Source organism: Sporosarcina luteola, assembly GCF_023715535.1.
GTDB classification, from domain to species: domain Bacteria; phylum Bacillota; class Bacilli; order Bacillales_A; family Planococcaceae; genus Sporosarcina; species Sporosarcina luteola_B.
The window spans coordinates 139,441-159,095 of sequence record NZ_JAMBOI010000005.1 but is presented as its reverse complement, the minus strand read 5'-3'; the positions used below and the strand labels follow the sequence as shown (position 1 = coordinate 159,095).

The 19,655-nt window shown below is 43.1% G+C and carries 25 protein-coding genes and 1 pseudogene; 12 read left to right on the top strand and 14 right to left on the bottom strand.

The window, feature by feature from the left end:
- Positions 1-127: 127 nt before the first annotated feature.
- From M3191_RS12300 to M3191_RS12290, 3 genes are read right to left on the bottom strand one after another with little or no spacing between them, the layout of a single operon-like run.
- The gene (locus tag M3191_RS12300) at positions 128-514 is read right to left on the bottom strand and encodes a DnaJ family domain-containing protein (protein WP_251700673.1); all 387 of its coding nucleotides are present in this window, start codon (positions 512-514) and stop codon (positions 128-130) included.
- Positions 515-516: 2 nt separating this feature from the next.
- Positions 517-765, bottom strand: a complete 249-nt coding sequence (locus tag M3191_RS12295) for a hypothetical protein (RefSeq protein WP_251694087.1) — start codon at positions 763-765, stop codon at positions 517-519.
- 59 nt (positions 766-824) lie between these two features.
- Complete coding sequence (locus M3191_RS12290; protein ID WP_251700672.1) at positions 825-1,304, bottom strand: PaaI family thioesterase; 480 nt, start codon at positions 1,302-1,304, stop codon at positions 825-827.
- 214 nt (positions 1,305-1,518) lie between these two features.
- Here M3191_RS12290 and M3191_RS12285 point away from each other — a divergent pair, with 214 nt between their 5' ends.
- Positions 1,519-1,962 carry a hypothetical protein gene (locus M3191_RS12285; RefSeq protein ID WP_251700671.1) on the top strand — a complete coding sequence of 148 codons (444 nt, stop codon included), beginning with the start codon at positions 1,519-1,521 and terminating at the stop codon, positions 1,960-1,962.
- Between the two features lie 174 nt (positions 1,963-2,136).
- Here the strand turns inward: M3191_RS12285 and M3191_RS12280 are convergent, their stop codons facing one another.
- From M3191_RS12280 to M3191_RS12270, 3 genes and pseudogenes are all read right to left on the bottom strand, one after another.
- Positions 2,137-2,589, bottom strand: a complete 453-nt coding sequence (locus tag M3191_RS12280; RefSeq protein ID WP_251700670.1) for an NUDIX hydrolase — start codon at positions 2,587-2,589, stop codon at positions 2,137-2,139.
- 27 nt (positions 2,590-2,616) lie between these two features.
- Entirely contained in the window at positions 2,617-3,420 is an 804-nt protein-coding gene (locus tag M3191_RS12275) for a class I SAM-dependent methyltransferase (RefSeq protein ID WP_251700669.1), read from the bottom strand.
- Positions 3,420-3,836 (bottom strand): annotated as a pseudogene (locus tag M3191_RS12270) (NUDIX hydrolase). Before M3191_RS12270 ends, M3191_RS12275 begins: the two are co-directional and overlap by 1 nt.
- A gap of 60 nt (positions 3,837-3,896) precedes the next feature.
- Here M3191_RS12270 and M3191_RS12265 point away from each other — a divergent pair.
- The 4 genes from M3191_RS12265 (at position 3,897) to M3191_RS12250 (ending at position 8,329) form a co-directional block, all read left to right on the top strand.
- Positions 3,897-4,196, top strand: coding sequence for a hypothetical protein (locus tag M3191_RS12265; protein WP_251694080.1), 300 nt, complete (start codon positions 3,897-3,899; stop codon positions 4,194-4,196).
- 116 nt (positions 4,197-4,312) lie between these two features.
- Positions 4,313-6,133, top strand: coding sequence for an oligoendopeptidase F (gene pepF, locus M3191_RS12260; RefSeq protein WP_251700668.1), 1,821 nt, complete (start codon positions 4,313-4,315; stop codon positions 6,131-6,133).
- 131 nt (positions 6,134-6,264) lie between these two features.
- Entirely contained in the window at positions 6,265-7,011 is a 747-nt protein-coding gene (locus M3191_RS12255; protein WP_251700667.1) for a hypothetical protein, read from the top strand.
- A gap of 139 nt (positions 7,012-7,150) precedes the next feature.
- Positions 7,151-8,329 (top strand): pyridoxal phosphate-dependent aminotransferase, encoded by a 1,179-nt coding sequence (locus M3191_RS12250; protein ID WP_251700666.1) that lies wholly within the window; start codon positions 7,151-7,153, stop codon positions 8,327-8,329.
- A 266-nt stretch (positions 8,330-8,595) separates the two neighbouring features.
- Here the strand turns inward: M3191_RS12250 and M3191_RS12245 are convergent, their stop codons facing one another.
- The 4 genes from M3191_RS12245 to M3191_RS12230 form a co-directional block, all read right to left on the bottom strand.
- Positions 8,596-9,444 carry a GNAT family N-acetyltransferase gene (locus M3191_RS12245; protein ID WP_251700665.1) on the bottom strand — a complete coding sequence of 283 codons (849 nt, stop codon included), beginning with the start codon at positions 9,442-9,444 and terminating at the stop codon, positions 8,596-8,598.
- 132 nt (positions 9,445-9,576) lie between these two features.
- Entirely contained in the window at positions 9,577-10,008 is a 432-nt protein-coding gene (locus M3191_RS12240) for a hypothetical protein (RefSeq protein ID WP_251700664.1), read from the bottom strand.
- Positions 10,009-10,023: 15 nt separating this feature from the next.
- The gene (locus tag M3191_RS12235; protein ID WP_251700663.1) at positions 10,024-10,392 is read right to left on the bottom strand and encodes an ASCH domain-containing protein; all 369 of its coding nucleotides are present in this window, start codon (positions 10,390-10,392) and stop codon (positions 10,024-10,026) included.
- 106 nt (positions 10,393-10,498) lie between these two features.
- Complete coding sequence (locus M3191_RS12230) at positions 10,499-11,242, bottom strand: FixH family protein (RefSeq protein WP_251700662.1); 744 nt, start codon at positions 11,240-11,242, stop codon at positions 10,499-10,501.
- A gap of 161 nt (positions 11,243-11,403) precedes the next feature.
- On the opposite strand from M3191_RS12230, the gene M3191_RS12225 reads away from it, so the two are divergent.
- The 7 genes from M3191_RS12225 to M3191_RS12195 all read left to right on the top strand — a co-directional run bounded on the left by M3191_RS12225 (position 11,404) and on the right by M3191_RS12195 (position 16,926).
- Complete coding sequence (locus tag M3191_RS12225) at positions 11,404-12,081, top strand: response regulator transcription factor (RefSeq protein WP_251700661.1); 678 nt, start codon at positions 11,404-11,406, stop codon at positions 12,079-12,081.
- Positions 12,081-13,493 (top strand): ATP-binding protein, encoded by a 1,413-nt coding sequence (locus tag M3191_RS12220; RefSeq protein ID WP_251700660.1) that lies wholly within the window; start codon positions 12,081-12,083, stop codon positions 13,491-13,493. The genes M3191_RS12225 and M3191_RS12220 overlap by 1 nt, the downstream gene beginning before the upstream one ends.
- The gene (locus tag M3191_RS12215; RefSeq protein WP_251700659.1) at positions 13,490-14,059 is read left to right on the top strand and encodes an SCO family protein; all 570 of its coding nucleotides are present in this window, start codon (positions 13,490-13,492) and stop codon (positions 14,057-14,059) included. The genes M3191_RS12220 and M3191_RS12215 overlap by 4 nt, the downstream gene beginning before the upstream one ends.
- Before the next feature lie 73 nt (positions 14,060-14,132).
- Positions 14,133-14,432, top strand: a complete 300-nt coding sequence (locus M3191_RS12210; RefSeq protein ID WP_251700658.1) for a hypothetical protein — start codon at positions 14,133-14,135, stop codon at positions 14,430-14,432.
- 83 nt (positions 14,433-14,515) lie between these two features.
- Positions 14,516-14,836, top strand: a complete 321-nt coding sequence (locus M3191_RS12205) for a general stress protein (RefSeq protein WP_251700657.1) — start codon at positions 14,516-14,518, stop codon at positions 14,834-14,836.
- A gap of 154 nt (positions 14,837-14,990) precedes the next feature.
- Positions 14,991-15,362 (top strand): hypothetical protein, encoded by a 372-nt coding sequence (locus M3191_RS12200; protein ID WP_251700656.1) that lies wholly within the window; start codon positions 14,991-14,993, stop codon positions 15,360-15,362.
- 142 nt (positions 15,363-15,504) lie between these two features.
- A complete protein-coding gene (locus M3191_RS12195) occupies positions 15,505-16,926 on the top strand; it encodes a tyrosine phenol-lyase (protein WP_251700655.1) in 1,422 nt (473 codons plus the stop codon).
- 331 nt (positions 16,927-17,257) lie between these two features.
- On the opposite strand, the gene M3191_RS12190 is transcribed toward M3191_RS12195, so the two are convergent.
- The 4 genes from M3191_RS12190 to M3191_RS12175 form a co-directional block, all read right to left on the bottom strand.
- The gene (locus M3191_RS12190; protein ID WP_435368158.1) at positions 17,258-18,016 is read right to left on the bottom strand and encodes an SDR family oxidoreductase; all 759 of its coding nucleotides are present in this window, start codon (positions 18,014-18,016) and stop codon (positions 17,258-17,260) included.
- 56 nt (positions 18,017-18,072) lie between these two features.
- Positions 18,073-18,522 carry a hypothetical protein gene (locus tag M3191_RS12185; RefSeq protein ID WP_251700653.1) on the bottom strand — a complete coding sequence of 150 codons (450 nt, stop codon included), beginning with the start codon at positions 18,520-18,522 and terminating at the stop codon, positions 18,073-18,075.
- Positions 18,523-18,818: 296 nt separating this feature from the next.
- The gene (locus M3191_RS12180) at positions 18,819-19,046 is read right to left on the bottom strand and encodes a hypothetical protein (RefSeq protein ID WP_251700652.1); all 228 of its coding nucleotides are present in this window, start codon (positions 19,044-19,046) and stop codon (positions 18,819-18,821) included.
- Positions 19,047-19,200: 154 nt separating this feature from the next.
- Positions 19,201-19,614, bottom strand: coding sequence for a hypothetical protein (locus M3191_RS12175; RefSeq protein ID WP_251700651.1), 414 nt, complete (start codon positions 19,612-19,614; stop codon positions 19,201-19,203).
- Between the last annotated feature and the right edge of the window lie 41 nt (positions 19,615-19,655).

The window sequence follows — 19,655 nt, the reverse complement described above, 5'->3', positions numbered from 1 at the left end:
TGCGCCCTTTCGCTGAATGAGGGGGGGTTATTTCCAAATCCCTCTACTGCCGGACTGCACCCTACCAAAAGTAAAAGGATGCAAATAACTAACAATCCTATATAGCGAGAGGCAGGGTTCTTCCAATTCAACTCCAAATTTCTTTTGCTCTATCCAGGGAATCGAGTGAGATGCGGCCCTTCAACATCGGTGGGGGACAATGTCTATTATGTTCAGCAATTTTTTCATTCACTTCATCCACACGCTTTTGTAGATTGTCCTGTTCTCCGTTCGATGAAAGTGTTGAGATCACACCGATCATGCCACTAATTTCGTGCTGCAATTTCAACCAATGCGGTTTATAGCCTGCGTCTTTTGCAATCCGCTGAAAATGCTGGAACGTGTCGCCCGAAAAATACTCTTTCGGCAATGGTTTTCCGAAGCCCTTCAAATTCTCCATGCCGTTTTCACTTTCACGCTTTTTTAACATGTCGCCGATCAGGTCATTGTATGGAGGCATCGAATTATCGGACATCTTTATCCCACTCTTTCGTCGATTTTTAGTAGCTCATTTTTGCCGGATGTATAGTCAAGCTTCATCTGCTCCAACTCAAGCTTCATCTTTTCGGTTTCGATGATGAAATTCTGTTGTTTCAGCTTCTCCAGTTCGATTTCTTCCCTTACCATTTCCGCCTTGAATTTCATCGTCTTCCGTTTATAGTCCGTCAAGATGGCGGTTATCGGCACACACATAACAATCGCTACAATTCCCATTACGTATAGCATCTTTCCAACTCCCCCTCTCCTTTATCACTAAAGACAACTGAATATTTCCATATACTGGTTTAATTCCCTGTGAATGTCGCTGGCATGACCACTCCGACAACTTCCCCGGTTGCACAAAGAACGTCATCTGCAAATACTTCCACATTCACTTTCCACTTCTTTGGATGGATCTCTTCGACCATGCCGACTGCCTTCAGTAATTTTCCTTGAGGAGTCGGCTTCAAATAGTTCACATTCAACGAGGCGGTTACGAATCGGGGAACTTCCGCATCATCTCCAGGTTCATGGCCGTTCTTCCGATACAAAGCAAGTGCGCATGATCCCGTTCCATGGCAATCAACGAACGAAGCGATTAATCCACCATATACAAATCCCGGAATTGCCATATGCTTTTCCAAAGGTTCATAGTATGTAACCGTTTTCTCACCATCCCAGCCAGTTCGGAAGTGGTACCCTCCCTCATTCAGCCGCCCACATCCGAAGCACCAGGCGAAGTCATCTGCATAAAAGTCTTGGATTGCATTTTCAATCTTTTCCATTTCACTACCCCCCCGTATATTCTTTATTGTTTGAATACTATTATAACAGTAATCATCAAGTATCTCTTTCAGTAGCATTTCGCGACCTTCAAAAAGTATTTCATTTATCTCGCTTCGCCATTAATTATTCTTCCCGCTAAATCATAGCATGAGTACTATTCCATATAAGCAACCGCTGCGTATACTATACAAACGGAGACTGGAGGAATTGAACATGAAAATGCGGGCCTTCTTGCTCATTGCACTCATTATCGGTGGGATGTATACAATGATTGAAACCATCAATGATTTCAAGGAAAAAAGTTTCACTGAATTCATTGATACAGTTGATACCGAATTCGCTATGCTAACCTTCACAAAGCCGATGATGCACGGCTCTCCCGCAGAAACGTGGAGCATCGATGATGAACATAAGGTCGATGAATTGCTTCAATTCCTGGAAAACTATCATGTTAAAAAATTAAAACCGGAAGAAATTGACCCGGATGACAATATCGATGAACTAACCATCAGCTTAAGAGATTCAGAAGGAAATAACATTACAATTGTCGTTGCTGAAAATCTGATCATCCAAAACTCGCTGCTCTATTATGAAATCGTAGATGGGCCACTTGATGTCGATTGGATCGTCCGTTTCTTCGTCAGCAATAAATCCTGAAGCTGTAACATCACCTGCCAGCTGCCGAATTCACGCATAAAACCGTCGAAAGACGCATAAACGCAGCGATTCACGCATAAATTCCAGGAAAAACTCATAACTGCAATTAAATGCGCATAAATCTCCACAAAAGCTCATAAACTCCCGCAATTACGCATAAAACTCCTGACTTGCTCATTTATGCGTAGCTGCATATTGCAGAATCATCGTCCGTATTATCGGACTCAAGTTATCAGGCAGCTGCTGCAAATTAAAGAAACCTACTTCTGATGTTTCAACGCCGTCTGCTAGCAGTTCACCGCCACGAATATCATCCGTTGCATAAACTATTGTCACCGAATAATATTCGTGGCCATTGTCTAAAACGGTATGAGTTTGTGCGCCGGATACAACGGTTACAAGGTCCATCTTTCCGATTTTCATGCCCGTCTCCTCGAGAACTTCCCTCCGAGCCGCTTCTTCAGCAGATTCCCCAAGTTCCATAAATCCTCCTGGAATTCCCCAACGTCCATCTAATTTTCTTTGCAGAAGGATTTCCCCTTTTTTATTGAACACGCCTACCCCTGCGCCAGTCAGCAGTAAAGGACGGTTCCCGACAACTTCTCTCAATTCCTCTATATATCCCACGGTGTATTCCCCTTTTTATTAATAAACTTAACGGAAAACCTTCGAAGCAATAATTGTAAATGTTCCTGGAAGCCTATCAGCAATCCCTTCCGGTGAATTTGGTGGAAATGCCCAGTGAACTCCCTTATCCTCTTTCATTTTTCTTATCTTCAAATCGGAATTAATAAGGGCATTGACGACTTCGGATAGCATCCATTGCCGAATTATATTTTTCTCCATTTTTTGTCTGCTTTGTTTGGGAAGTAAAGTTGAATAGGCCACCTCAACTTCCAAATACTTATCACTAAAATAGTTACCATCCAGTATCACTTCTCCATCTATGATACGTAACGTTTTAGAAACAATTGGATGATAATCTCTTACAATAAATATAGCTCTCTCTTTCATAAGCGTGGATACCTTTTGAAATAAAGGATGTAAATCAACGAAGTAATGAAGTACCCCCATTTCAAGAATGACAATATCGAATGGTGTAATTTCTTCTTCGGTCAATTCAAGCACATCTTTGACAATATAAGTAATCGAAACACCTGCCGCTTTTGCTAATTCCATTGCATAACGTTTATTTTCGGAAGATAGGTCGACTACTGTGACATCAGCTCCAAGAAGCGCAAAACAAACTGCTTTATTTCCTTTTGAGCCAAGTAAATTTAGTACTCTTTTTCCTTTCACTTCTCCAATTTCGTCCAAATAATAACTGACCTTTCTAGACGGATCTGCCATTAATTCGTTTGCGTAGTCATTAGGTGAGCCATGTCGTGTCACCCATGCTTCATAAGCGTTTTGGTTCCAGCCTACTTTATTTCTCCCGCTCATTTGCTGTTGATTCATCAAGCCTGCACTCCTTGAAATGTATACGCTATTGACGTTTCCAGCAGCTTCTCAATACCGCCTTCATAGTAAGGCATGGCTTCATTCGCGAATGAAAGATCTTTCCACTCGGCTTCTAAAATGCCGCCTTTATCTTTGATTTCCACTTCACCTTCCACCACTTCCGCCATAAAAATAAAAAATAAAACATGGTTATTTTCCTTCTGCCTGAATGCCTCGTTTACCGTCAGCAAACTCCCTATTCTGACCGTAAGGCCGGTTTCCTCCCAAGCTTCACGCTGCGCTGCCTATTCCAACGTCTCCCCTTTTTCAACGCCACCGCCTGGCAAGGTCCAGTTATCATATTTCCTATTCTTCACCATAAGCACTTTTCCCTCTTTTAGGATGGCTGAATAAACAACGTCGACTCGTTTCACGATTGAAATCCCCCATTTCATATATACTTAGAATCATAACTTATCACCGGAGGGATGGAAATGGAATTCAGAAATATCGATGAACAAATCATACAGAAATACAGGGAGGATGAAACGCTGATGATTCGCCTGTTCGTGCAATGGTGCGCAAACAATGAATTGGATCCTCAACTGCTCTACAAAAAAGCGTATCCCGAACAAGTAGCAAACACGGCATTACAAGAAGTAATTGAAGACGATGACGGATTTGACGACCTTCATATAGACAATGAAACGATGCTCGATGTCCTTCAACTTTTCGGCAATGAAGACCTCGCTTTCGTAGTCGCCGATGAGATCGAACGGCTTGCGAGAAAGTGACGATATACCATAGAGTGCAGAAATGACTATTCATTTTTACTTTTCTATAAGTTTGCTATATACTATTCATTAGTTCGACACCCGTAATAATTATGATGGTAAAGGGAGAGATGAGAATGGTAAAAAGTTTACCGCCGCGTTCAGCAGTGAACATCGAAGAAACATGGAACTTGGAAGACCTATTTAAAACTGAAGAGGACTATAATGCAGCGATTGAACAGCTCGAAAGTGAAGTAGCATCCTTCGAAGAGCGCTTTAAGGGAAACATCAATGATGAGAAAACCATCATCGAAGCTTTAGATGGATATGCTTCCCTCATGGGCAAAATGGTGCCGATCGGAACATACACAAGCCTAGCGCATAGTGTGGATCAAACGAATGATGAAGCGCAAATGCGCGCAAGCAAATATGGCTCGATCGCATCCAAACTCGGGAGCCAGCTGTCATTCTTCACAAGTGAACTTTCAGAAGTGTCGGGTGAGTTATTGGAAAACGCGATGAACCAATCCGAGGAGTATAAAAACTATCTTGAAGAACTGATTCGTCAAAAGCCGCATAAGCTTCATCCCGAAGTGGAAAAGACATTGGCGGCATTCTCTTCTGTACTGAATGCGCCATACGGATTGTATAATACGACAAAATTAGTCGACATGAACTTCGATGATTTTGAAGTCGACGGCGAAAACTACCCCTTAAGCTATACGACTTTCGAAGGCGGATGGGAGTCCGAAACAGATACGAAAAAGAGAAGGGCCGCATATGATGCTTTCCATGCAAAGTTGAGAGAGTATCAGCATACGACTGCAAAGACATACGATATGCATTTGCAGAAGGAGAAAACGACTTCCGATCTTAGAGGCTATAAAGATGTGTTCGAATACCTCCTCTTCACCCAGGAAGTAGACCGCTCCATGTACGACCGCCAAATCGATTTGATCATGAAAAATCTTGCGCCGCATATGCGCAAATACGCAAAGCTTCTTCAGAAAGTTCACGGCCTTGACGAAATGACTTTCTCGGATTTAAAAATCTCGTTGGATCCGAACTATGAGCCGAAAATCACAATTGAAGAATCGAAGAAATATATCAATGACGCGCTCTCCATCATGGGTGACGATTACATGAATATGATCGTTCGTTCCTATAAAGAGCGCTGGACTGATTTTGCACAGAACGCAGGTAAATCGACAGGCGCTTTCTGTTCAAGTCCTTATGGCGTCCATCCTTATATTTTGATTTCCTGGACAGGCAGCATGGAAGATGTCTTCGTTTTGGCGCATGAACTAGGGCATGCGGGACATTTCTATAACGCCCACCAACACCAGAACATTTTCAATTCACGCCCATCCATGTACTTCATCGAGGCACCTTCGACGATGAATGAGATGTTGATGGCGAATCACTTGCTTTCCAATTCGGATGATCCGAAATTCAAACGCTGGGTCATTTCTTCCATCGTGTCGAGGACGTACTACCATAACTTCGTCACACACTTATTGGAGGCGGCGTACCAACGTAAAGTATACGAGCGCATCGATGCAGGCGGCAGTGTGAATGCGAATGTGTTGAATAGCTTGAAGCGCGGCGTCCTCGAAGAATTCTGGGGAGACGACGTGAAAATTAACGAAGGCGCGGAATTGACATGGATGCGCCAACCGCATTATTACATGGGCTTATATCCCTACACGTATAGCGCGGGCTTGACGATTTCCACTCAGGTTTCGAAACGTATTTTGGAGGAAGGGCAACCAGCTGTCGAGGATTGGCTGAAAGTATTGCAAGCAGGTGGCACGAAGTCCCCTGCCGAGCTTTCCAAAATGGCAGGAGTCGATATTACGACGGAACAGCCTTTACTTGATACGATTGCGTATATCGGTGAATTGATTGATCAGCTCGTTGAATTGACTGAAGAGATTGAAGCTGCACAAGTGAACTGATTTTGGATGAGCTGTCCCTTTTAAGGAGGGACAGCTTTTTTATTGAAGTTGTTATTCGTTTTTCCATCCGATATGATAAATACAAATCTAGTCGTGTTGCTAGTTGATCATTTCTGAAATGAGGGGTTCACTTGTCTTCCACACAATCCAATTGGTATGTCCGGTTCGGCTGTCTCGCGCCTATCATCGGGATAGCTGCCATGTTTTATTTCATTAAGCGCGATGCCTTCCTTCCCGGCTTTATCTTTTTCGCCTTATTCTTCGGGTTTGCAATACTCTTTTTATCCCTTTCAACACGGACGGAAGAAAAGTTGAAAGCTAGTCAGAAGGAATACTTGGACACTTTCCAACCGAAATCATCGAGTTATTTTGAATCGCATGCCTTTATTGCCGATGATTTACTTACAAAGATCGCTGTTGACGAAAGGAATCGAAGAATCCATTTTTGGGAGCCTGCTCCACTTATCGATGGCAAGCGAGTAACAAAAGCATTTCACAAAATGCCGTACATACTTTCTGACTATCCTTATTCTGCGCTATTGGCAGTGGAAGTTTATGAAAATGGCACACGCCAGCAAACCGTTGTGAACGAAGCCGACGGGACAATGGAACGCATCGAAGCGCTCGGACAATCCGTCGCACAGGTCATCAATAAAAAGATACCGATTGCAAAAAAGGCGATTCACCGTAGAGTTGCCAATGTTGAATTGAAGATGATTATCGAAGACGAGACGAAACCGGTCCGCATCATTCGTTTATACTCCAATCTTGATAAACGGCTGAGAAGGGATTCCAAGGAATATATAGACTTGCAACGACAGGTCGATCATTGGGTTTCTCTTTTGACTTTCATCATGAATAATAAACAGAATAATTGAAGCCGCCACCCGTTTCGAAACGGGTTGCGGCTTTTCATTTCCCGCAGAAAATCATGTTGAGTTTCCTCAGACGCATATAGTAGAATGAAAGAACAACATAGTCAGACGAATCTAAAAACTATGAAAACGAGGTAGTTACATGTTGATTGCAAACCGTGTACGAAACATGCCACCCCATTTCTTTTCTTCATTAGTTAAAAAAGTCGATGCGGCCAAAGCTGCAGGCTTGGACATTATCAACTTAGGAAGGGGCAACCCAGATCAGCCGACACCTGCTCATATAATCAAAGCTTTGCAACAAGCTTCGGAGCGTCCGGAAACTCACGGATACTCCCCATTCAATGGCATTCCGGAATTCCGGGAAGCTATCTCGGAGTTTTACAAACGTGAATATGATGTGGATGTGGACCCGAATACAGAAGTCGCGGTTCTAGGGGGATCCAAAATAGGACTAGTCGAAGTTCCTTTGGCAATGATGGATGAAGGCGAATTGCTATTGCTGCCCGATCCCGGGTATCCCGATTATTTATCTGGAGTCAGTCTTGCAAATATCACTTATGAAACGATGCCTCTCCTGAAGGAAAATGGGTTTATGCCCGATTTTGGAGCATTATCTGAAGACGTGAAGTTGAAAGCGAAAATCATGTATTTGAATTACCCGAACAACCCTACAAGCGCAGTTGCGACCGTCCCCTTCTTTGAAGAAGCGGTTTCATTTGCCAAGGAGAACGAGATTTTCATTTTGCATGACATGGCGTATGGCGGAATTGGTTTCGACGGTGAGAAGCCTGTCAGCTTCCTGCAAGCGAAAGGTGCAAAAGAGATCGGAATTGAAATGTACACATTATCGAAGACATACAACATGGCCGGCTGGAGAGTCGCCTTTGCGGTCGGAAACCGCCAAATGATCGAAGCGATCAATAAACTGCAACATCACTTGTTCATCAGCCTTTTCCCAGCAGTTCAACATGCAGCGATTGCTGCTTTGACAGAAGATCAGGCATGTGTGCGCGAACTGACTGCATTGTATGAAAAACGTAGAAATATACTCATTGCAGAATGTAAACGGATCGGATGGGATGTAGAAGCACCCAAAGCGTCCTTCTTCGCCTGGCTGCCCGTTCCGCCAGGCTATACGAGTGAGGCGTTTGCGGATATTCTTCTACAACAGGCGGGAGTCGTCGTTGCTCCTGGAAACGGCTTCGGCACGCACGGCGAAGGTTATGTGCGGGTCGGCCTGCTGGCAAGTGAAGAACGCATTGCTGAAGCCGTCCGCAGAATTGAGAAGTTGGGGATATTTTCTGTGAGTGAAGCATGACATGAAAGGGCCGCCTGCAGAAGAGGCGGCCTTTTTATGTGTGGGGAGGTGGTGGCTTTGAACGCGGGAGTCGACTCTTTGAGCGTACGGCGGACGGCTTTGAGCGCGGGGAACTCTACTTTGAGCGCGCGGCGGACGCTTTTGAGCGCGGGGAGCTCTGCTTTGAGCGCGAAGAGCTCTACTTTGAGCGCGAGAGACGGCTCTTTGAGCGCAGAAGCCGATTTTTGAGCGCCGGAGACGACTCTTTGGGCGCGCCATGCCCTTTCTTACTTTTCGAATCCAATATGAAGTGAATCAACGATATGTTTGTAGCCGATTTCCTTATAAATCTTATTCGATGTAGGGTTCATCATATCCGTATAGAGCACGCAGAATTCATAGTCTTTCAATAGCTCCTTCGAACCTTGCGCGACCATCGTGCGGGCATAACCTTTTTTCCGTTCCTCTTTCGGTGTAAACACGAGAGACACGGTGACACTGTTTTTTGTAGGTCTTGATTTCTTCATCATCGAGACGACTTTCCCTTCATCCTCCCATAGGAAAACTTCCCGGGCATCGAGGAATGCCGCGACCCTTTCTTGAATGAGCGCCGGTAATGTCCTATCCAGATTGGCATCTTCCTCGAACAATGCAAACCAGTTTTCGATTAGCGGAGCATCCTCGCCAGAAGCGAACCTCCAGCTTCCCGGGCTCATCTCTAGCTTCTCCTCAACTTCATCCAACCGATAAAGTCCCTGATCCATGAGCAGTCTTTGCTTCTTCCCTGTTTGACGCTCCCAAACGTCTGCGAATGCAATCGCCCATTGCTTCACGCTGATGATAGATGGAACAGGCACTGAAGCCGATCGCAATTCCCGTACGATGAAATCTATCGTCTCATCCTTCCTGCTTTCATCCACAATGACGAGATTTAACGGATGTGGCGGGGTCATCTGCAATAAAGCAAGTACCTCTCCCCTATCCGAAACAACTGCCATGAAAGGATTTTCATATTTCCCCGCTTTTATTGCTTGCAAAATACCGTAGAAAAGGCTGAATACATCCTCGTTTTTCTCGATGACCGGCTCCGCCACCTCCGCAAATTTCTCAGCATCCTCATATTGAACAAACTCCATCCAAATCCCCCCTTTCGTTTCTGAGCATTATATACTCTAGTAACTGAATTGTCACGGTATTTTTTCAATGATTAAAAAAGGACATGCAGCAAACGACTGCACATCCTCATGTTATGTAATCTAGTATTCATTTCACCAAAGCATCGGTTTTTGCACCATGAGCCAAAGCATAACGAGCATTAATCCTATATAGATCCAAGCAGTCGTCGTCAGGACGGTCAGAATTTCCCCTTTATTGCTATCGGGTAAATGATATTTTCGGAGAACCTTCGTAAATCCGCTTGACAGGAATACGCCGGAGGCTAGCAAAATTGCCAGGGTCGTTATCACCCAGGATGTATGCCATGGCCATGGACCGGTGAGCAAAAGCAATGCGCCGGAAATGACGAGCAGATGACCGGCATGCATGACTAGCCTGATAATGATTTTGATGATTGTCAAGTATGCATTTTCGGTGGGAAGATCGACGTTCCGCAGCCTTTTGATTGTCGGCAACAATAGGAATAAGGGGCCGATTGCAAGGACTGCGGAGACGACGTGGACAAATACAATTGTCCCATACATGTATTTCATGTCATCTTACTTTGAGACTGGGCTGAATTCGTGAACCCAGACGCTCATTGTCGGAAGCCATGGCATTTTTGGGTGCAAAGCAAGTATTGATTGCTTGTACTCCTCCATGTTAGCAAACCCTTCCTGCTTCGCATGTTCATCAGTCATTTCACCAAGTGTTTGCTTGTATAGCTTATCGACTTTAAACTCTTTGCCGTCCAACACCATGATTTCATCCGGATACGCATAGACGCCATTCCGTCTCGTTGCAGTTTTTTCACCTTTTAATACTCTCTCAACATCTTCTGGAACAGTGACGAGCCGTTCAACCGAGCAAGTCTTTTCTGGTAATCCATTCACAATGCATCGCTCCTCTTCTGAATCTACCTCTATCATATCGATTCCCTGTTAATACTTCCAGACGTAACGATTGTAAACTTTGCAGCATCATACTGGAATTTCACGATACAGTCACAATCATTACGATTGAACTGGAATGAATTCACTTCACTTCGAATGTAAATTCCTCATGCTCATGCAAGCCGTCTTTATTTTTCACATGAATCTTCACTGTGTACACCCCAGCTTGCTCGAATGGATGAACCGCTGTAAATTCCCCTTGTGCAGTTTCCTCTGCATCAATCCAAAGATGCTTTTCACCGAGGACGTCGCTTGAAACTTCATATCGGACATCCGCATTTTCTAGGGGCTGTCCGTCAATCTCTAAATGGGTCATCAATTCCGTTTCTTCACCCGCCGTAGCATTTTCCGGCTTCACGAAATGGAGAGCAAAACCGTCTGTATGTCCATGATCGTGTTCATGTCCTTGTTCCTCGCCTTCAGCATGTGCGCCTTGACCGATTGTCACTTGTTTCACCGGCATCGTATGCAAGTCTTTTGCGTCCACATGTACTTGGATATTGAACAAGCCGTCTTGGTCAAATGATGTTTCCGCTGTATAGGTGCCGTCCTTTTCATTGATGGAGTCGATCATGACCGAGTCGTCTTTCTTCCCTTCTTCCCACACTTCATAGACGACTTTATCGGCGTCACTCACCTTTTCATCTCCGTATGTAACAAGGGCTTCCATTTTCACTGTATCTCCGATTTCAGCCTGTTCGGTCACTGTCAATTCAACTTCCAAAGGCAGCACTTCCACTGCAGAGCCGTCATCCACGTCTTTTTCGCAAGCGGATAAAACAACTAATCCGATCATCAGGCCAAGCAGTTTGTATTTCTTATTCATGATGGTCCCCTCCACTGTTTCTTCTTTTTGAATAAACGGATTAACCTAATATGATATTATCAAGTAAATGCGAAGTAATTATGAAGTGTAGCTGTTCATAAGTATTTCACATCTGCCGAGTAAATTATAATTGATCATATCTGTGAAATGAGGATATTTTGATGAAGCCATATACGATTTTAATTATAGATGATGAACCGCAAATGAGAAATTTAGTACGCACTTTCCTTGCAAAAGACGGTTATGTCGTCGAAGAAGCGACCGACGGCATGGACGCTTTGACGAAAGTGTACAATCTGCAGCCCCATTTATGTATTGTAGATGTCATGATGCCATACATGGACGGATTCGAATTTGCCAAAGAACTAAAGCGGAAGACGAACATTCCTATAATTTTTTTATCCGCCAAAGGAGAGGAATGGGATAAGGTGGAAGGCCTTAAAATTGGAGGCGATGATTATATCGTCAAGCCATTCATGCCGGGCGAGCTGATTGCAAGAGTCGAATCCGTTTTAAGAAGATCATATCAACACCAACATAAATCGCAGGAATTAACAGTTGGTCCTCTCGTCATCGATCATCTTGCGCATAAGGTCACTTTGAACAATGAGCCGATTTCATTGACGGTGAAAGAGTTTGGAATCCTTGAGACGCTCGCTAGAAATCCTGGCCGTGTCTATACGAGAGAACAGATTTTGAGCCTCGTTTGGGGGGATCGCCACAAGAGCACCGATCGTACCATTGATACGCATATCAAGACATTGCGGTTAAAATTGGGAGAAGCGGAAAGCATGATTGAGACGGTATGGGGCATCGGCTATAAGCTTGAGGTGAAATGATGAAAAAGCTCACATTGAGCAGAAAGATTTTAGTTGTCCTATTATCGAGTCTCGCTTTCACGATCCTATTTTCATTTTTCTTTATACACTTCCTTTATTCCAAGCTGTATCTCTCGAGCATTGAGGAATCGATCGTCTATCAAGGAAAGCGGACTGCATCCCATTACCATTACGGCGAGTTGAGCGATGAAATCATTGAAAAGATCCAATGGTACAATATCGTCTCAGAATACGAGGTAATTGTTGTAGACCACTTGGAAGACCTGACTTCGTACTTTCCCTATAAGATCAATTATGAAAATCTTGTCAGCAATGAGGATCGGGAAAAGCTCAATAAAGGTGCTTACATTATGAAGAAAGGCTATGTAGAAGAGTTGGACCGGGAAGTTTTAGGAGCCATTTTCCCGATAAAGGGCGAAACGGGTCTAATCGGATTCATTTACATATATGTCCCGCTCGCAGCGATTCAAGATGTCTTTCGGGAAAGCATTCCCCTGCTGATTTCTGTAGGCACTTTATTCTTTTTCGTTCTGTTTCTTGTCCTGAATCGGGCATGGCAGTCGCTGTTCAGACCGTTACAGGATTTACAGCGGCTCTCGGCTGAAGTTTCTAAAGGGAATTACAGCAGCCGAATCGAAACCGACCGCGAGGATGAGATCGGCCAATTGGCGAATGCATTCAACTCGATGAGCCTTTCATTGGAGGAGCAGGAAAATCGGAAAAAGGAATTTACGTCCAACCTCGTCCATGAGCTGCGGACTCCATTGACGTATATCGGCGGCTATACACATGTCTTGAAGGAAAAGATCTATTCATCACCCGAAGAAGCGGAAAGCTACTTGACGACGATTGAAAAAGAGACTGTGCGGTTGAATAAGCTGATCAATGATTTGGTCGAACTGAATCACCTCCAGGAGGATCTGTATGTACTTATCGATGAACCTATTGTCATTGCGCAAATCATCTTGGACACGCTGGATTTATTCAATATCCTGATTTCCGAAAAAGGAATGGAATTGCGGATCGATATTGAGGAAGACCTTATTTTGACAGGGGATCCAAAAAGGATTCAACAAGTTTTCTACAACATCATCGACAATGCCGTAAAATATTCCGTCGATGAAGGGATAATATCAATTCAGCTGAAGTCTGTCGGGCAGTATGCAGAATTCAAAGTGACGAATGAAGGGATTAGTATTCCTGAAGACGATATCGACAGGATCGGAGAGCGATTTTTCCGAACCGACAAGGCTAGGAACAGGACGACTGGAGGGTCTGGACTTGGCCTGTCGATCGTGAAGGAGATCATCCGTCTGCATGGAGGCACCTTTTCCATCGAAAGCGATCCAGCGGCAGGAACGACGGTGACTGTCCGTCTTGTAAATAAAATGAAAGATGGGGATGTCTTTTGAAAACAACCAGATTGCTTTTCATGCTTGTCATTACCGTGTATCTGTTATCCGCTTGCGGTCAACCGAAGCAAACGGGCAGGCAAGTGACCTCTTTCTCATTCACCGATCAAAATGGAAATTCGTTCGGCACCGATCAGCTTGCGGGTAAAGTGTGGATCGCGGATTTTATTTTCACCACCTGTAAATCGGTCTGCATTCCGATGTCCCAAAAAATGTCCGAGCTGCAATCAACATTCAAGGAACAAGGCATTGAAGTTGAATTCGTTACATTCACCGTCGATCCGGAAACTGACACGCCGCAAATAATGAAGGAATATATTGGACAGTTTTCGGAAGATGAGTCGAACTGGCATTTATTGACGGGTTACTCACAGGAAGCAATCGAGAAATTGGCATTGAGCCAATTCCAGACGATTGTGCAAAAGCCGAATGAATCCGGTCAAGTCATCCATGGAACGAATTTTTTCATCATAGATCAGCAAGGGCATATCGTGAATGAATACAGTTATTTCGAAGAGTCGTTTGAAGAGCAGATGATGAGTGAAGTGGAACGCCTTGTGAGATGACAGCGGATTAATTGGCGCTCGAGCATAAAACTGATAGCATGAATGAAATAGACAATTCCCGGGAGGAATCCGCTTGAAAGAAACCGTCTCTTCTTTACATTATTTCACAATTGAGCGGTCAATCGATTGGTTTACACAGAAACACGAGCAAACGACCCGCACTCTTCTTTTATCCAAGGAATCAATTGTCACATCGGAACATACTTTTTCATTGGAGCATGTCCTCGATGTTTCGTATCGCCCATTCTCAAATGGTACAGGGCTTTTCTACCTGCATACAAACCGTGGAGTTTTCACTTTTGGCGTCAATGAAGATCCGAATGAATTCATCAAATCCTATAAGCGGTTAAAAGGAGATCCTTTCGCTCTTTGACTTATGGTACTGCTCTTCCATTTGTTTAATTTGTCTTATTTGAGGTATAGATAGTACAAATACATTTGGGAGGTAATTTTACTATGGTTTTGAAAAAAATCGTTGAAAATGCAGTACAGGCAAAGAAGGAAATTGATGAATTGACGACACAAGGATACACACATGACGATATTTATATTTTTGCCCATGATAAAAAAAGGACCGAGCATATTACGGAAGCACTTGACACAGAATCTGTCGGCATGAAGGAACAAGGATTCCTAGACAGTATGAAAAACATGTTCACTTCCCGTGGAGACGAGCTACGCAGCAAAATGGAGGCAGCCGGATTGACAGCAGAGGATGCTGCTGATGCGGAAAAAGAGCTTGACCATGGAAAACTTGTGTTGATTGCAAAAAAATAATACAAATACTTGTTTGTCCAACGTAATTTAATTCAGGCGGCTGTTCCCCCCACTTTCCATGGGGAGCAGCCGCCTTTTCATTTTTATCGCACCTACATCCTACACGGGACGCTATTTTTCCGTTATGATATGTAATGAAAGCAGGTGCAATTCTTTGGATAATAAATTATGGAAAATTGGATTTTTTACAGCTCTGACGTCATTTGTACTACTTATCTTAGGGATTCGGACCATACTAGGGACGGAATTGGTGTTCAAGAACTACTTGACGTTCGGTGTATTCAGTCTGACCGTCGGCATACTTGCGTCTTCTTTGCTCTTCTATAAAATGAAGATCGCCTTCCGGATTTTCATGGCCGCCCTCCTATTAGGATTCGCTGAGTTTTTCCGCAGCTTCCTCATGGACCAGAACGGATTTGGAGACCTAATTGGAGTCCTTTCGTTATTCATCATCACGACGTTCGGTTTCGGGCTCGGTATCATCGTGCAATTCATCGTTATCGGCATCCGAAAATTAAAAGAATAGGAATGGATGAATGGCCGCCTCATATATATGGAGTGCGGTCTTTTTTCATCTTCAAGGAAAACTATTGCAAATTCATTGAATAGTAGGTTTCCAATGGATATAGTGAAATAGGGAGAATCTTTTTCAAAAGGGGATGTTTATATTGAAAAGAAGAACTGCTGAACCTTACAAGATTAAAAGTGTGGAGACGCTTTCCATGCTAACTTATGAGGAACGCAAAGAGTCACTTGAACGAGCTGGATATAATACGTTTTTAATTGATTCGCAAGATGTATACATTGATCTGTTGACGGACAGCGGGACGACGGCAATGAGTGACGCGCAATGGGGAGCGCTGATGACTGGCGATGAAGCCTATGCCGGAAGCAAGAGCTGGAAGCGGCTGGAGCAGGCAGTCCGTGATGTGTATGGCTATCGCTTCGTATTGCCGACGCATCAGGGCCGAGGTGCGGAAAATATTTTGTCTCAGCTGAAAATCAAAAAAGGCGATTATGTACCTGGCAATATGTATTTTACAACGACACGTGCCCACCAAGAGATGAACGGGGCAACGTTTGTCGACATCATCATTGACGAAGCGCATGATCCATCCATCGATCTGCCGTTCAAAGGAAATGTCGATTTGGATAAACTACGGAATTTGATTCATAGGGTCGGTGCTGAAAAGATTCCATACATGTGCCTTGCCGTCACTGTTAATCTTGCAGGCGGCCAGCCTGTCAGTATGCAAAATATGAAAGAAGTCTATGAACTGTGCAAATCTCACAATATCGACGTCATGCTTGATGCGACGCGCTGTGTTGAAAACGCTTACTTTATCAAGGAACGTGAGGATGGATTTGCGGAACGGTCTGTTTCGGACATTTTGAAGGAAATGATGTCCTACTCTGACGGTTGCACGATGAGCGGGAAAAAGGATTGCCTTGTCAATATCGGAGGATTCCTTGCAATGAATGATGAAGATCTTTATACACGTTCACGTGAACTCGTTGTCGTCTATGAAGGGATGCCCTCCTACGGTGGAATGGCTGGCCGGGATATGGAAGCGATGGCGATCGGCATTCGCGAAGCGGTCGATGATCATTATATCGAGCACCGGATCGGCCAGGTGAGATATCTCGGACAACAACTTTTGGATGCAGGCATTCCAATTGTGCAGCCGATTGGCGGCCATGCGGTCTTTTTGGATGCGCGCGCTTTCCTCCCCCATTTGAGCCAGGAGGAATTTCCGGCGCAGGCACTTGCAGCTGCCCTTTATTTGGATTCCGGAGTCCGCAGCATGGAGCGCGGAATTATATCTGCTGGTCGGGATAACAAGACCGGCGAGCATAACCGGCCGAATCTTGAGTTGGTGCGTTTGACGATTCCGCGCAGGGTGTATACGAATAATCATATGGATGTCGTCGTCGATTCGATTTTGGCGCTATATGAAAAACGGGATGCGATTTTCGGGTTGAACATGGTCTACGAACCGCCGACGCTCCGTTTCTTCAATGCACGCTTTGCGCCGCTTTCGGAAAATGGTGAGTTGATCAGCGAGGAGAATAGGAAGATTAATGCGTAGGCTGAGCATTTGTGATGATAATTGAGCCCTTGACCGGCTAAAGGAGTCCTTGGTCCGTTTCAGACTGCAGACAAACACCATGAATTTTGGTGTTTGCCTACAGTCTTTTGTCTTTTAAAATAGAGATTGAGCTAGAAATAGTTGAAGAAGGAGCAGTTCCACGACTTTCAAGAAAACGAGCATTAGGCAAAGAAGAAAAAAGAGCAGTCTAAGCAACTCAATGACCCTTAACTAAAGCACCCCGTTTAAAAAGAAGTTTATAGTTGAATAAGAAAAAAGAGCCGTCTACGCAGCTCAACGATCTTCAAGTGAAGCAGCCATTCGTTAACAACTATGCCCTTAAAAAACCGCCTTCCGAGTTAATTATTTGTCCTGTAATCCATTGAGCTTCTTCACCAGCAAGGAACGAAACTAATCGAGCTGCATCTTCCGGCAATCCAATTCTACCTAATAAGAACTTAGGCATTAAATCTCCTTTTATTTCAGCAGTCATCCAGCCTGAATCCGTAGGACCCGGGTTTATTGCGTTTACTGTAATGCCCAATGGTGCCAACTCTGCCGACAACGAAAGTGTGAAGGCCGATATAGCCCCTTTAGTTGCAACATAGGCTAATTCATTAGTCATCGGTCCAAGTGCTTGACCTGATGTTAGATTTATAATTCTGCCTGGCATTTTTTGTTGTTGCTTATAACGACGAGCAAACTCAACACTTAGAAGGAAAGTAGCTCTCATATTTACTGCGTAATGGGCATCAAGTGTTTTAGCGTCTAATTCCATATATCCATCTCTGGTGGAATGTGCTGCATTATTAACTAATATTGTAGGTATGCCAAGTTGGTGAGTAACCATCTCAAGTATTTCAAATGGGGAATTTGGTTGTGACAAATCAATTTCAGAGTTGCCACATCGAACTCCGTTTTCTTGTATTATTTCATCTTGGAAATGCATCGCCCAATTATTCTTAGAACCCCAATGGGTAAAGAAGATATCCGCCCCTTCTTTTGCTAACTGACGACAAATAGCCGTTCCAATTCCTTGACTATGGCTTACACCAGTTACGATTGCTATAGACCCCTCTAATTTCATAATATCCCTCCTTGCATAACAAACGATACTGCCCTTTTTGCTAAAGCGCCCGTTAAGTCTTATCGAACTTCAATTACAAAAGCATAACTCGAACTCCCTTTTTTCCAACTTGCATGGACATCGTAAATGTAAAGACCTTTTTCTTTTGGTGCTATCAAAACATTATTACTTAATGAAACGCCTTCCACTTTATTATCATTAAACCATCTATTTACTCCCAATGTGTTTGCGTTAGGTTCTTTTTCAAAATCTATTTTCAACTCAGATTCAGGCGCTACAATTACAGGTTTAATTTCATGATGTTCAATTAGCATTGGCGGAGAAATCGTATCCGCACAAATAGAATTTAATAAACCATCCCAACAATATGAACCTCGTGCCACTTCTAGTTTCTTTTCATCAACAGTTATAGTCGGTTCTGGTGGATTATTATTAAATAACCCGATAACGAAGTAAATCCCAACACCCAAAACAACTAAAACTATTAAAGTGATTATCGCCTTTTTCATAAATTCCCCCTTATTAGTATTGAATCATCCTTTCGCTAACGCTACTGCCTCTTTAGTACAATAAGAAAATGCTTTACTCTTTCTTGATGTAAAGCATCCGTTAGCTTACTATCATTTTTTATGTCGCATTAATAAAAAACCTTCCCTGTGGAACTTTAATTTCAAAGATGTATTTTTCACCATTCTTTAGCCCATCCAATTTTGTACTTTTTCCAGGTGATACCTGAAACTCATCTACTACTATATCTCCATTTATATCTTTTACCCTTAGTAATACATCACCTTCACTGTTTGCGTCATTTATTCCAGAAAATGCTGTCGAATATCAAGTCATTTTCGTCGTTAAAACTTATTTTTCCCCATTCTTCCATGCTATCTTGTGAATCTACAATAGCGGTAACCATTGGAAAAAATATTTGATTTATAGAACCTACATTTTGAATAACTAAACTACAAGATATTATTATTACTAATGCCAAGGCCAGTGCAATTATAGAAGATAATATCGTTTTCTTCGATTTCATAACATAAACACCCCCATATTAATCCTCTCCTTTATTTCAACAAGGAAGGTGATAACCCCTTCTTGTTCTATATGCCCCGTTAATTGAATAAGAAAAAAGATTCGTTAATCAGCTCAACGATCTTCAAGTAAAGCATCCGATAGTTGAAAATCAATTAACGACTTAATCCATTTACAACATTTTGTAATTTACTGTCTATTTCACTATTTAGTTCTTGTTCAAACACATAAAACAGCATCACATTATTCACGTCATAAACTTTATATCCGACCGTATCCATACTTGCTGTTTTTTCACGCCAATCTTCCAAACCCTGGTCTCGTTCGTCACTTGAATCATAGATATAAACTAATATCTTTTTCCCATCTAATTCATAAGAAGAAGGACTAACCCTATTAAGTTTCATTCCAAAAATATGTTCCTTTTTCACTTTACTTTTTCTTAGTGACAATTGCTGTTCTTCAAATGAAGATAGCACTTCTTCCAATGTAATTGAATTGGGATTATTCACTTGGCAAGCGGTTAATAAGAAGACAAGTAATATAAAAGTGAAAGCTAATTTCTTCAATATATCGCCTCCTTGAATTGTTTGACGAGAAGCAAGCCTAA